Here is a 12,949-nt window from a genome sequence, read left to right as displayed (position 1 = left end):
GGGGATACTGAATGGACTGCTTATTTCTTTTTGCCTTAAACCTAGGGTATCTAGCCCTACCCTCAAAAAAGTTCTTATAGGCAGTCACTAGGTTGAGTGTAGTAGCTTGTAATACCTGAGAGTAGCATTCAGACAACCATTGAGTATCCTCCTGTTTTTTGAGCTTAGGTAAGAAGGCATTCAATGCTGAACGGGTCAAACCTTTACCTGTTGCCTGGTAAGTTTCAATGCACAAATTGAGTGCATGATTCCACCACCAACGGCTACAGCCAAAGTGTTGAGCTAGTATCACTTGTTGTTCAGTTGTCGGATATAGCCTAACTTTGACAGCTTGATGTCCCATCGCTTTTCCCTCCTCTTACCACTATATACTATTTAGGGTAAGCTTGTCCAGAAGATGGGAAATTTCGTTCCTCAATTTCCCGCTGTCCATCCTCACCCTCCTGAGCCTGCGAAGGATCTGCTGAGGGTGAGGGCTTCCGCGATTACGTTAATGTTCAAAGATATCTCGATAGAGGAGCAAATCCAAAGACACCATCACTGATAAGGCATCAAAGCACTCTTGGGCAAGTTGCCAACGCTCTTCTCGTTGCAACATGGCAATCAGTTTCTGTCGCACAGACAGCAAATAACGTACATCATTCGCCGCATACCGGAGTTGTTCATCCGAAAGGTTATGGGGATTTCCCCAATCTGAACTCTGGGAACTTTTATCCAGTTCCACCTGTTCGAGATCCAGGACTAAATCTTTAAGTCCGTGGCGGTTGGTATAGGTACGGGCAAGTTTACTGGCAATTTTCGTACAAAATATAGGCTGGACGTAGATGTCCAGATTTTGGCGTAATATGGCTAGATCGAAACGGGCAAAGTGAAATACTTTTAAGACCGTTTGGGCTTCCAGCAACTGCTTCAGGTTGGGGGCTTCAGTTTGTTTTTGTTTTTTATCAATGCGGATCACCGTAACTCGGTCTTCGGGGTCACACAGTTGCACCAGACACAAGCGATCGCGCTGATAGATCAGCCCCATTGTTTCTGTATCAACGGCAATCGCTTCGGCGTTTAGATAGGTCTTGAGCAGGGCGTCGGGAAGGTCGCGATCGCAAACTTGAAATTTTGCCAGTTCTTTCTCGATGGGGGGTTTAGTCATAGGTTATCTGAGTGATAAAGGATGAATGATGAAAAAATAACCAGCAAATAACATAAGACAAACTACTGCCGTTTGATGAAAATTTGGGTAAAGTAATAGTCTCCCTTGGCATTTTTACTTACGCCAATCCCGGTTACATCAAAATCCCCTTCAATATTTTTTAGATGTCCTGGGCTTTTTAGCCAACCTTGCACCGCTTGGGTGGCGGGGTCTGAATAGCCCTGGTTATAGGCAACATTTTCAGCCGCTTGGCGATAGGGAATAGATTGAGCGATCGCGCGGACTCGTTCTTCAAATCCCCCATGACCGAAGGGTAGACGCCCGGTTGCCATTGCCTGACTGTGGAGTCTGGCTTGCTTGCTAATGTTAGAGTCTAAGGTTAACGGTGGCAGTTTTTGGGAACGGCGATATTGATTAATCTGTTGATGCACCGATTCTTCCCAATTGGTGAATTCACCGTCATTTGACTGTTGAGAAATCGTTGTAGGAGATTCGGATTGACTTACGGGGGTTGTCTTGAAACTCAACGCCAAATCACAGCTACTGAGTCCTAACTTTAGCAGCAGTAATCCACTCATGACCAAAAGAGACTTTGACCGCACCGTTTAATCCTGTGAGTCTAACTGAATCAACTTGCCAACGGTTTGTACATCTTTATCACCGCGACCGGAACAGTTAATCACTATTTTCGGGCTACCCTGAAGTTGAGAACACAGAGTTTCTAAATACGCGATCGCGTGGGCGGTTTCCAGGGCGGGGATAATTCCTTCGAGTTCCGATAACTGGCGAAAAGCTGCGATCGCGTCTTGGTCGGTAACACTATAGTATTCTGCCCGACCACTATCTTTCAAATAACTGTGTTCGGGTCCAACACCAGGATAATCGAGTCCCGCACTAATCGAGTGGGCTTCCACCACTTGACCGTCAGTATCTTGGAGTAAATAGCTCATTGCCCCGTGCAGCACACCCGGACGTCCTGAGGTTAGGGTAGCAGCGTGCTTTTGAGAGGTTACACCTTCCCCGGCGGCTTCAACACCAATTAAGCGCACGCTCTCGTCGTTGACAAATTCGTGGAACAGTCCCATTGCATTGGAACCCCCACCCACACAAGCCAACAAAATATCGGGTAAACCGCCCCATTTTTCTTGACATTGAGTGCGAGTTTCTTGACCAATTATCGCCTGGAAGTCACGCACGAGCATGGGATAGGGATGAGGACCTGCGACAGAACCGAGGATGTAATGGGTCGTTTCCACATTAGTGACCCAGTCGCGAATCGCTTCCGAGGTGGCATCCTTAAGCGTACCCGTTCCCGCCGCCACGGGTTGAACTTTAGCACCCATTAGCCGCATCCGAAACACATTTAGGGATTGGCGTTCCATATCCTGAACACCCATATAGATAATGCATTCCAAGCCGAACCGCGCACAAACCGTTGCCGTTGCCACACCATGTTGACCTGCCCCAGTTTCTGCTATAATCCGCTTTTTGCCCATCCGCTTGGCTAATAAGACCTGGGCTAGGGCATTATTGATCTTATGAGCGCCGGTATGATTTAAGTCTTCCCGTTTCAAATAAATTTGCGCTCCACCGCCATCGGGGCGGGCATAGTGGGCGGTTAACCGTTCAGCAAAATATAGAGGACTAGGACGCCCGACATAATCATGCAATAACTGTTGCAATTCCTGCTGAAAATCTGGGTGGTTGCGGTACTGTTTAAACGACTGCTCTAACTCGAACAGTGCAGGCATTAGGGTTTCCGGCACATACTTGCCGCCAAATTTGCCAAAACGCCCTAAGGCATCCGGTTGTTCGTGTACTACTTCGGTAGAGGAGCGGGAATTAGGAAGGGGAGTTTTGGTCACTACAGCCAGATCGCCAACAACAACACCCACCCATTATAAATCGTGATCTGACCGAATTTGGCGATCGCGACTTAGTTTAACCGTTAATCGAGACAATAGTTGTAGGGGTTCAATTCACCAGCGATGTCCATTACAGGGTTTCTTTCTGATTTTTCTCTGCCGGAAATTTTTCGATTTATCGATCAGGGGAATAAAAGCGGCTTACTCATGCTGCGATCGCGATCGGAATCAGGAGCTGCCTCGTCTTACTATATTTGGGTGGAGAATGGGCAGTTTGTCGCCGCCGCGAACCAGTTGAACAAGACAGGGTTACTCTCACTGATCCAGCAATATGATTGGGTGAGTAACCGTGTGATCACGAAACTGGCTCAGTTGTGTCCAGAGGATCAACCTCTGGGATTGTATCTGAGACATCAAGGAGCTTTGCGGGGTGAACAGCTCGAACATTTGTTCCAAGTCCAGGTGATACAGCAACTGTGTTTAGTCTGTCAACTCACAGACGCTCAATTTAGATTTGACCAGAATGTGCCTATTCCCACACGAGAGATGACGGGGTTGCAGTTGCCCGCCAGTATTATCGAGGTTTTGTTACAAAAACTCGTTGTTTTAAAACAACTGTTTGCCGCTAGAAATCTGCGGTATAGAGGGAATGGGAATAGACTTTCGGAAAATTTTTGTCAACAATTGGGGTTGACGATGGATATTACCTTTTTTCATTGCCTAAAGTTATCCTTGTTTGACACAAATTATACTTTAGCTGATTTGGCTAAAATTGTTGACATATACTATCGTCCTTATGACATTCCCAAATCAAAATTTTCAGCGGCAAAAGCTTTAATTTAATTGAATTTGTCAACATTCTCGAAGAGTAGATTACTTTAGTTCAGGGCTGACTAGAGCATGGCATCAAGTCTGCCCTGATTTCTCAGATTGCAAAGGCTTCTTGCGCGGTTTCGTAATCCTGCAATAGCTGTTGTTTGGCGTTAATTTCATCAGGAGTTAATTTTGGTTCCATACCATACCTCGTCGGGATGTTGGAGCGTCATCTTCATAATTATCTCGTTCCAAGGATGGGATTACCGTGCCTTGGGAATGATGCTGCTTTTGTTGACTCACGTAGGCAATCGCTTCATCGAGTTGTTTGCCTCCCAGGGAAAAAACACCATATCCGCGCTGCCAACCAAACTTGGCTGATGTGGGAGGTGAATCTTGGTTAAACTGATGGGCGCTACTTCCTTTAATGTATTTGACGAAATCCGCGATCGCAAGGCTTGGTGGGATAGATGTCACTAAATGGAGATGATCTTCTATACCCCCAATGGCGTGAATAATGCAACCTCGCGAATCAGCTTTACCGATAATATAGCTGTATAATCCGGGTTCTCGTGCAGGAACAATCAACGGTTGGCGTTCTTTTGTCGCCCAGACGAGATGATAGTAAAGCCGCCAAAGCGCCATAAATTTATATCTTGTATAATTGGGATTAACTTATAGTATTACTGAGTCGTCTTCAGACGACTTTGGCTATGAGCCTGGGAATTAATTCCCAGGCGGATGCGCGGGTAATACCATAACATTGCTGGAAAATAAATGGCTCACCCTAACCCAGCACCGGAAATAAATTTCCACCAATGATAACATATTGATTGGATGTATTGCCCAGCTGTCACACCATCTTCAATTCATTTACATCCCGTTAACATATTGATTAGCACTTATTACCACGATGTCACACCATCTTTAATCAATTTCCATCCCGTTAATATATTGATTGAATTTATTACCCCGCTGTCACACCGCCTTGAAATCAATTTCAAGGCTCATAGTTAAAGTCCGTTAAAACGGACTGAATAATACATCATCATTCTTCTAAATATAATTATATCCTGATAATCGGGATGAGCTGGTATTATTGCTGAGTCGTCTTCAGACGACTTTGGCTATGAGCCTGGGAATTGATTCCCAGGCGGATGCGCGGGTAATACTTATTACCACGATGTCACACCATCTTCAATTAATTTTCACCAATGATAACATATTGATTGGCACTTATTACCACGATGTCACACCATCTTTAATCAATTTACATCCCGTTAACATATTGATTGGATTTATTACCCCGCTGTCACACCGCCTTGAAATCAATTTCAAGGCTCATAGTTAAAGTCCGTTAAAACGGACTGAATAATACATCATCATTCTTCTAAATATAATTATATCCTGATAATCGGGATGCGCGGGTAAGACCATAACATTGCTGGAAAATAAATGGCTCACCCTAAACAATAAACTTTAGGGGCGACCCGCTTAGCCTAATTAACAACACCAATCTACTCAATTTGCTCGGTCGCCCTCTCCCCCAACCCTTGGATCAAATAATATTTTTTCGGAGCTTATCGGTCGATACTAAAATTAAATAGCTTAGTATTTTGACGGGTACTCCAATAATCCTTACCTTGAATGTGCTTCAGTTGAGCGTCTAAGGCTTGAACCACCTGATTCAAGGACATTTGTTTATAATAGCGGAAATTTTCAAGAAACATTTTGTCCTCCAAACTGAGTTGACTATAGCTTTGGCATAATAAAGCGTTATATCTGGCGGTAGCAGCTTGGAGTGATTGTTGGTAAGTATCTTTAGGCATAAGTCTAGAGGAGTAGACTAACTGTGAGTTCTCAGTAATTAGCTTTATTTTGACCGATAACAATTAGCGATCGCCTCAGTCTGGATAGGGATTTTTGAGCCGGGATAATTCTTCAAAGGAACAGACTTACGTGATCCCACGGAACCAAGGCGTCTAAAAAATTAAGCAATCTAAAGGAAAATCCTGGCAGCTAAAGATAGCTACCAGGGAACTGCATCTACAACTAAGAGTTTGCTTCCTTGTCCTTGCTTTTTAAGCATAATCCGTTACTCTAGGAGTTAGAATCAGTGAAATTGCTGAATTTTTGCGATCGCTTCTGCCCAGATTAGCGAAAAATACCTATAGGCTTGGGTTTGTGGTTGTGTCATGGAAGAATCCCTAATCACCAATCAGATGAAACTCAACATTCTGCCGATCTTCTTACTCCTAACGCTCTTTTTGTCAGCCACTCCCCTAAACGCGGAAAATCCTGACCATCTAAAACAGTTACAAGATACTGGCGAATGTTCTACCTGTGACTTGACAAATGCCGATCTGAGTAATAGTAACCTGAGTCAAAGTATTTTAACGTATGCCGACTTGAGTCAAGCCAACCTCACCCAAGCGACTCTCAGTGATGCTAACCTCAAATATGCTGACCTAATTAATGCCAACCTCAGTAACGCTGACTTAAAAAATGCTGATCTCACTCGCGCCTTTCTGGGTGGTGCAGATCTCAGGGGTGCAGATCTCAGAGAAGCCAACTTCAAAGCGGCTAACTTAAGTAATGCTACTCTCATTGGTGCGAACTTAACCCAAACGCTGTTAAGTTTAGCCAACTTGAGTGAAGCCAATCTGTCTCAATCGATTCTCACCTTAGCCGAACTCAGAGGTGCTGATCTCAGACGTGCTAATCTAGATAATGCTCGACTCAATGGTGCTAATCTGCAAGCCGCTAATCTCAGAGACGCTAACCTGAGTAATGCCAGACTTAATAATGCAAATTTAAATGGCGCTTACCTCAGAGGTGCTAATTTGAGTAATAGCTTTTTAACGAATGCTGATTTGCGCGAAGCCAACCTCTGGGATGTTGACCTGAGTCGTGCTAACCTACAAGATGCCGATTTAACTGGTGCAGTATTCTGTAATACCACTTTACCCGATAGAACTATTTCTAATCGCGATTGTCCCTAACGTGGCGCTTCTCGATGTTTATTACCTCAACCCAACCGACAAGAGTGACGTTTACCTCTTAGGTGGTTTGTCAAGGCACAAGCAAGGTTTAAGGCAATGTCATTTACCTTTTTCCTACTTAAAAAACAGGTTGCAATACCTCCACCTGCTTCAACTCCAATTCTTGCTCAAATATCTGATCAATCGGTAACATTTGACCCTTATCTGTCATAAACTTATGGTCTTTTGTCGCCCGAATTGTCGAACCATCATCTAACGTATATTCAAACACCTCTTGTTCACCACGATTATGCCATTGTACAATGGGTTGGGTGTAAACATAGCCATGCTCATCCACACTATAAACCGTACAATCAATTCCCTTTTCTACTATTTCCCCAATCGCCACAGCGCCATATTCAACCGTGAGAATCTGCGTGTCATAACTCAAGCAATATTCAGCAAATAGTATCATCTGCTCGAATAACTCTTCCGCAATTCGCTTCGCTACACCATTTTTTGCCGCACCATCGATAAAAATGTCTCGATGTTTTTGCATTTCTGAAACTTTCTTCTTTCCCATGGCACGCCTTAGCAAATCCGCTTGACCCAGGGAATACCCCGCCAAATCCTGAGCCATTTTCATGATCTGCTCTTGATAACAAAGCGTACCATAGGTTTCTTTTAGAATTGGCTCTAATAGAGGATGTTGGTACTCAACTTTTTCTTTCCCGTGTTTCCGGTTAATAAATTTAGGGATCAGACCCGCATCCAAAGGTCCGGGGCGATACAATGCCAAAATCGAAGAAATATCTTCAATACTCGACGGTTTTAGCTCCCGCACCACCTGGCGCATCCCAGAGGATTCTAACTGAAAAATTCCCTCTAACTCGCCTTTCTCTAAAAGCTGATAGGTCAGTTTTATATCATCCGGGATTTTATTCAATTTTCCCTTTGCCAAAATCTGAAACGCCTTCCGTTCAGCCAGGGGTAAGTGATCGAGATCTAAGGTGAGATCTTTATTTTTGCGAATCAATTCCGCCGCTTTTTGAATCGTGGTTAAATTTTTAAGACCTAGAAAATCCATCTTCAACAGTCCCAGAGATTCTAAGTCTTCCATAAAATACTGGGTAATCACTGCCCCCTCATTATTCACCTGCAAGGGAACAATTTCATCTAAAGGTTCGGCAGAAATCACCACCCCCGCCGCGTGAACGCCAAAGGTTTTATTGGTTCCTTCAATCCGAATTGCCATATCCAGCCAGCGCTGAACTTCGGGGTTATTTAAGTAAGCATCTCTAAACTCTGGTGAGGGTGTGTCCTCAGAAATCATTACCTTTAACTTCGTAGGTTTTCCCCGTGAAACTGGAATCATTTTCGCCATCCGATCCGATTCCCCATAAGGAACACCCAAAACCCTGGCGACATCTTTTAATACGGCTTTCGAGGTCATCCGGTTAAATGTAATAATTTGTGCCACCCGATCTGCCCCATATTTCTGGGTGACATACTCAATCACCTCATCCCGGCGTTCAATACAGAAATCGGTATCAATATCCGGCATAGACTTCCGTTCTGGATTGAGAAAGCGCTCAAATAAAAGCCCATGATGCACTGGATCAATATTAGTGATTTTCAGGGAATAGGCAACTAAAGAACCCGCTGCTGAACCCCGTCCCGGACCCACGGGAATTTTCTGATCTCTGGCATATTTAATATAATCCCACACGACTAGAAAATAGGTGGAAAATCCCATCTGTTGCATCATTTTCAGCTCATATTCCAGCCGTTCTTTATAGACGGGATCAATGTCACTGCGAGAACGGCATCCCATGCGATTTAATAGTCCATTCCAAGTGACTTCTTCTAAGTAACTATCGGCGCTGTGACCCTTGGGAACCGGGTAATCGGGGATGCGCGGTTCCCCCATAATGTCGTAACGTTTAACCTTTTCAGCTACCTCCAGAGTATTCGCGATCGCCTCTTGGATCACTCCGAAGGGTAAATGATCCCGAAATAGCTGTGCCATCTCCTCTGCGGACTTGAGATACTCGGTGCCGGAGTAGCGCATCCGCTTGTCTTCTGCCATTAATTTACTCGTCTGCATACAGAGTAAGGCATCGTGGGCTTCGACATCGTAACAAGAGATAAAATGGGAGTCATTCGTCGCGACGATTTTAATCTCTAATTCACGGGCAATTTTAACAATTTCTACGTTAACAATCCGGTCTTCAATCGACCCATGATCTTGAATTTCTAGATAATAATCGTCGGCAAAAACCTCTTTATACCATTTGGCAAGTTCTCGTGCTTTTTGCACGTCACCCTTGAGAATCGCTTGGGGGACTTCTCCGCCTAAACAACCACTGGTGACGATTAATCCATCACGGTACTGTTTAAGTAATTCTTTGTTAATACAAGGACGCTGAAAAATTCCTATTCCTTGGATTCCTTTCAGATGAGAAATTGTCGTCAGTTTGACTAAATTTTTATAGCCTTGGGTATTTTTCGCCAAGACAACTTGATGGTATTTACGCTGTTTCTTCTTCGTCTTATCCTGAATATCCCCATTAATCACATACATTTCATTGCCGATAATCGGCTTAATCCCTTTCCCCCGACAGACTTTAATCAACTCGATCGCGCCGTACATTACCCCATGATCCGTCAGTGCGATCGCACTCATACCCAATTCCACCGCCCGATCCACTAATTGCGGTAGCTGGGACGCGCCATCAAGTAAGCTGTAGTCACTGTGAATATGTAGACCGACGAAGGACATAGAACTTACACAGATAAGGATTCAGTTAAGGGGCGATAGTATCGGGCTATTGATAACGGGCGCGATCGCTCACGTTCATGATAAGCTGACGGGTCTAATGATACTCCCAAGTAATCCAGATTTACCCTTCTTCCCCTATACCCTATATATAAGGATACATCATTCAGGTTAACCCTATATTTAGTGATTAGGCATTGGTCATTTGTCATTTGTCATTCGTCATTGGTGAACCGGGGGTTGGTGAACCGGGGGTTGGGCGAAGCATTCGCGTTGAAACTTTGGTAGAAAACCGATCAATTTGGGCGCGAATGCTTCGCCCCTACGAATGCATCTGCATCTCTATCGTCCCTGTTTAGAAGAGGCGATCGCAACAATACCATAAACCCTGATTCCTTGCTGGCGTAACACTTGAGTGGCTGAACGGGCTGTTGCGCCTGTGGTGTAAATATCGTCTAAAATCAGTACAGGTGAATGGGGTGGACGTTTGCCAAAGCGCTTACCCACGGCAAAAGCCTCCGTGAGATTTTGCGATCGCTCCTTTGCCGATAAGCCAAACTGGGCTTGAGTCTCGCGAACACGTTCTAAACCGTGAGGCTGATAATTATACCCTGTAAATTGACAAAAACTCTGGGCAAGGAGTTCAGCTTGATTAAACCCCCGTTGTTGTCGCTTGCTGGGGTGAATGGGAATCGGAATCACGGTTAATTTTTTAGTCTGCTGCGCCGCCGCCGATTTTAGCCAAGCCTCACCCAAGCAAAATCCCAGGGGACGGGCTAGCTGAGTGTGATTCTCATATTTTAGCGCCGCGATCGCACGTTTGAGAGCGCCGCCATAATCTCCCCAGACAAATATCGGTAACTCCCCTTGCCAGAATTGACTCGGATGCTTCAGTTGACAGCGTTGTAACTGACGCTGACAGTATTGGCACAATTCAGCATCAGTGGCGCGATCGCATAATGGACAGTTTGACTTCAGGAATAAAGACAGTAAGCTATTCCTCAACTGTCCGATTCCTCCTTTCATCTCTTTATTGTCAATTTTTCATGAACTCAGGCTAATTATTATACCATGAAAAATCTTCTCATTTTCCCCCTGTTCCCTGTTCCCTTAAGCCACATCCAATAAAAACATTGACAAAAACCCCAAATACAACAAAAGGGCAAACAAAACGACCACAAATGGCGGTGTGAAAATTACTGGAAAATTTGTTTCCTCCAAAAGACTTGGCAAGAACCCTTGATAGCAGATGTTATCGCCGCAGGTTCCGTAATTAAACAGAATAACAAAGGCTTGCAGCGCAATAATTCTGATTAGAAAGTTTGCCTTTATTTTTACCTTCATTCGTCTCTTTGCAGTCCGGGCAGTCGCACTAAAAAACAAAAAGATTGTCGTCGCTATGTAGAACAATCCCGTAAAGGCGATGTAGAAAAAGATTGACATCCAGCCGCCAGATGTCATAAAAAAGAGTGGGATGCTAATTGTTACATAAACCAGGTAAAAACTAAAGACCAGCCAAATGTTGGTTGTAATCATTGAAGTTATAACCCTTACCAATTCACAAACAGCTTTATTCCAGCCTCTATAAAAACTTAGAGCTGGATAGAAATAGGTAGAAGTTGAATCCTGGTTTAATGATTATTTGGACGAGATGCAATACTCATTTATTTCTCAAACAGAGTGATTACAATCGTTTAACCCATTAGCTCCTGCACCATTAAATCATCCTTAGTTACGCTAGTCTTCAAACCCCAATACTTCGTCAAGTTAAAGGGCTTTACGTTTATACCTACTAATCAACGAACGACTATCCGGAATCACCGTTGATGTAGCGGAAGCAGGGTGCAGGGGTGCGGGGTAGCAGAGGTGTCTAGAAGATGATGAAGATGGGGGAGGGTATTCCAGACATAGTATGCTACTTCTGTTCCCGGTTAAGAGTTCCCTAACGAATGACGAATGACTTAAATTGATACTTCCTCAATATCAGCCAAATTGGGTAATAAATCATTATCACCAACCGAACTTTCCCCAGTTCGCTGACAGCGTATCACAAAGCTACAGTTATCGCATTTACCCGCCGATATCGGCACTTGGGGAAACGGGATATGATCATTTTGATAGCGGTGTAACCATCCTGATAAGCGAGTGAGCAACTCGGTTAAATCCGCTTGTGTTTTTTCATGTTGTACTCTATCGTAGGCAAAAGTAAGACATTGGGGGCGGGGTTGAGACTTCACAAACCAATACGTCATAGAAATCTGCTCAGGCAAATAATCACTAGTTTGAAGCAAAACATATCGGTATAAGCGAGTTTGCCAATCTTTGGCTAACCGATGACGATTTGTTGGTAGAGGATAAGTTTTCCAGTCGAGAATTTGGGCGCTTTTTTCGTCTTCAATAAATAAGTCGTAAATAACCGTTAGTAAATAGCCTTGAACCTTTAATGTGCGACAATGCTCAGCATCCCGAAAGGTTTGAGAATTGCGGGTAAATACATCGGGTGCTGCATCCATTAACGCCGTAACCCAATGATTGAGTTTGGGATTATCCTTCAGCAACGAGTCTATCGGTAATCCGAGTTCTCGTTGTTGCATCAACAAGTGAAAGTAACTTCCCCACGTCAGACGTTCTTGTTGTTCCGGTGAAACAGGACTTCCGAACTGATCCACATACATCAGTTGAAATTTACGAGGACAGGTTTCTAAAAGATTGAGCTGTCCTTGGGATAAGCGAGTCAGGGAAACCGTAGATTGATCAGCATTCATGGTTTGGTGAGGACAAATACACTATCTTTATTCCCTCGTCCAATCCGGAGATTTTCGTCGAGATAGGTAGTCTCCAACCAGCCTCGTTGCTCTCGACTTTGAATGTTAAAATCAAGAGCAGCGAATTTTTTTCCCGTTTCAATTTGCTGGATAAAATTAGTGGGAGATTGATACTTAATTAAGCGCTGTAATCCGACAACAGACCGATTAAAATTGACATTAACTCGGCGTTCGGAAACAGGTTCAAACCGCGCTCCTACACTGATAATTCCTTCCAGATAAGGCAAACTAGAAACCTCGGCAATGTTATAAATCTTCGCGTCAGCGGTGCGAATACATTGGTAAATTTGACCCAATTGCCACAGGGGAAACCGACCCAAGTTTAACAAATCGCTGCTAGTTGTGTAGAGTAATCGCCAGTTCCCTTCGAGCAAATCCGGCGCTTCCAGAGGACGTGGCGTGGGGTTGCGGTCTTCTAATTGGGCAACGGCTGCCAAAATCGCTGTTTTTTCAGTTTCCGTTGCCAATAACCCCCGATTTTTTCCCGCGATCGCTTCTAGTAATGTGGCTTTGTTAACCATTTGTAGTCCTGACAATCC

Annotated in this window: 14 protein-coding genes; 2 read left to right on the top strand and 12 right to left on the bottom strand. The window is 44.2% G+C overall.

Annotated elements, in window-relative coordinates:
- The 4 genes from RID09_RS16975 to trpB all read right to left on the bottom strand — a co-directional run.
- Positions 1-343 (bottom strand): RNA-guided endonuclease InsQ/TnpB family protein (locus RID09_RS16975; protein ID WP_446337107.1); only part of this gene is annotated, 343 nt, incomplete at its 3' end.
- Between the two features lie 147 nt (positions 344-490).
- Positions 491-1,147, bottom strand: a complete 657-nt coding sequence (locus RID09_RS16970) for a ribonuclease H-like domain-containing protein (RefSeq protein ID WP_446337106.1) — start codon at positions 1,145-1,147, stop codon at positions 491-493.
- Between the two features lie 62 nt (positions 1,148-1,209).
- Positions 1,210-1,749 carry a CAP domain-containing protein gene (locus tag RID09_RS16965; RefSeq protein ID WP_446337105.1) on the bottom strand — a complete coding sequence of 180 codons (540 nt, stop codon included), beginning with the start codon at positions 1,747-1,749 and terminating at the stop codon, positions 1,210-1,212.
- A 3-nt stretch (positions 1,750-1,752) separates the two neighbouring features.
- Positions 1,753-3,012 (bottom strand): tryptophan synthase subunit beta, encoded by a 1,260-nt coding sequence (gene trpB / locus RID09_RS16960; RefSeq protein WP_446337111.1) that lies wholly within the window; start codon positions 3,010-3,012, stop codon positions 1,753-1,755.
- Between the two features lie 123 nt (positions 3,013-3,135).
- Here trpB and RID09_RS16955 point away from each other — a divergent pair, with 123 nt between their 5' ends.
- Positions 3,136-3,855: a DUF4388 domain-containing protein gene (locus tag RID09_RS16955; RefSeq protein ID WP_446337104.1), complete on the top strand. Its 720-nt coding sequence runs from the start codon at positions 3,136-3,138 to the stop codon at positions 3,853-3,855.
- Positions 3,856-4,011: 156 nt separating this feature from the next.
- On the opposite strand, the gene tnpA is transcribed toward RID09_RS16955, so the two are convergent.
- Positions 4,012-4,470: an IS200/IS605 family transposase gene (gene tnpA / locus RID09_RS16950; protein ID WP_446337103.1), complete on the bottom strand. Its 459-nt coding sequence runs from the start codon at positions 4,468-4,470 to the stop codon at positions 4,012-4,014.
- A gap of 935 nt (positions 4,471-5,405) precedes the next feature.
- Positions 5,406-5,654: a hypothetical protein gene (locus RID09_RS16945; protein WP_446337102.1), complete on the bottom strand. Its 249-nt coding sequence runs from the start codon at positions 5,652-5,654 to the stop codon at positions 5,406-5,408.
- 366 nt (positions 5,655-6,020) lie between these two features.
- Here RID09_RS16945 and RID09_RS16940 point away from each other — a divergent pair, with 366 nt between their 5' ends.
- Positions 6,021-6,827, top strand: a complete 807-nt coding sequence (locus tag RID09_RS16940) for a pentapeptide repeat-containing protein (protein ID WP_446337101.1) — start codon at positions 6,021-6,023, stop codon at positions 6,825-6,827.
- Between the two features lie 118 nt (positions 6,828-6,945).
- On the opposite strand, the gene RID09_RS16935 is transcribed toward RID09_RS16940, so the two are convergent.
- The 6 genes from RID09_RS16935 to RID09_RS16910 all read right to left on the bottom strand — a co-directional run bounded on the left by RID09_RS16935 (position 6,946) and on the right by RID09_RS16910 (position 12,931).
- Entirely contained in the window at positions 6,946-9,588 is a 2,643-nt protein-coding gene (locus RID09_RS16935; protein WP_446337100.1) for a DNA polymerase III subunit alpha, read from the bottom strand.
- Between the two features lie 5 nt (positions 9,589-9,593).
- The gene (locus RID09_RS16930; protein WP_446337099.1) at positions 9,594-9,797 is read right to left on the bottom strand and encodes a hypothetical protein; all 204 of its coding nucleotides are present in this window, start codon (positions 9,795-9,797) and stop codon (positions 9,594-9,596) included.
- 130 nt (positions 9,798-9,927) lie between these two features.
- Positions 9,928-10,611 (bottom strand): ComF family protein, encoded by a 684-nt coding sequence (locus RID09_RS16925; protein ID WP_446337098.1) that lies wholly within the window; start codon positions 10,609-10,611, stop codon positions 9,928-9,930.
- A gap of 84 nt (positions 10,612-10,695) precedes the next feature.
- Positions 10,696-11,121 (bottom strand): hypothetical protein, encoded by a 426-nt coding sequence (locus tag RID09_RS16920; protein ID WP_446337097.1) that lies wholly within the window; start codon positions 11,119-11,121, stop codon positions 10,696-10,698.
- Positions 11,122-11,546: 425 nt separating this feature from the next.
- Complete coding sequence (locus RID09_RS16915) at positions 11,547-12,350, bottom strand: PD-(D/E)XK nuclease family protein (RefSeq protein WP_446337096.1); 804 nt, start codon at positions 12,348-12,350, stop codon at positions 11,547-11,549.
- Entirely contained in the window at positions 12,347-12,931 is a 585-nt protein-coding gene (locus tag RID09_RS16910) for a PAP/fibrillin family protein (protein WP_446337095.1), read from the bottom strand. Before RID09_RS16910 ends, RID09_RS16915 begins: the two co-directional genes overlap by 4 nt.
- Between the last annotated feature and the right edge of the window lie 18 nt (positions 12,932-12,949).

The sequence above is a fragment of the Coleofasciculus sp. G1-WW12-02 genome (genome assembly GCF_040219735.1).
Classification (GTDB): domain Bacteria; phylum Cyanobacteriota; class Cyanobacteriia; order Cyanobacteriales; family Coleofasciculaceae; genus Coleofasciculus.
This window is presented reverse-complemented; position numbering and strand designations above follow the sequence as displayed.

Excerpts from the sequence above, each read along its gene's own strand:
- RID09_RS16930 (WP_446337099.1), bottom strand. The coding sequence starts at position 9,797 with ATGACAAATGACCAATGCCTAATCACTAAATATAGGGTTAACCTGAAT.
- RID09_RS16935 (WP_446337100.1), bottom strand. The coding sequence starts at position 9,588 with ATGTCCTTCGTCGGTCTACATATTCACAGTGACTACAGCTTACTTGAT.
- RID09_RS16915 (WP_446337096.1), bottom strand. The coding sequence starts at position 12,350 with ATGAATGCTGATCAATCTACGGTTTCCCTGACTCGCTTATCCCAAGGA.
- RID09_RS16945 (WP_446337102.1), bottom strand. The coding sequence starts at position 5,654 with ATGCCTAAAGATACTTACCAACAATCACTCCAAGCTGCTACCGCCAGA.
- RID09_RS16920 (WP_446337097.1), bottom strand. The coding sequence starts at position 11,121 with ATGATTACAACCAACATTTGGCTGGTCTTTAGTTTTTACCTGGTTTAT.
- RID09_RS16940 (WP_446337101.1), top strand. The coding sequence starts at position 6,021 with ATGGAAGAATCCCTAATCACCAATCAGATGAAACTCAACATTCTGCCG.
- RID09_RS16925 (WP_446337098.1), bottom strand. The coding sequence starts at position 10,611 with ATGAAAGGAGGAATCGGACAGTTGAGGAATAGCTTACTGTCTTTATTC.
- RID09_RS16970 (WP_446337106.1), bottom strand. The coding sequence starts at position 1,147 with ATGACTAAACCCCCCATCGAGAAAGAACTGGCAAAATTTCAAGTTTGC.
- RID09_RS16955 (WP_446337104.1), top strand. The coding sequence starts at position 3,136 with ATGTCCATTACAGGGTTTCTTTCTGATTTTTCTCTGCCGGAAATTTTT.
- RID09_RS16910 (WP_446337095.1), bottom strand. The coding sequence starts at position 12,931 with ATGGTTAACAAAGCCACATTACTAGAAGCGATCGCGGGAAAAAATCGG.
- tnpA (WP_446337103.1), bottom strand. The coding sequence starts at position 4,470 with ATGGCGCTTTGGCGGCTTTACTATCATCTCGTCTGGGCGACAAAAGAA.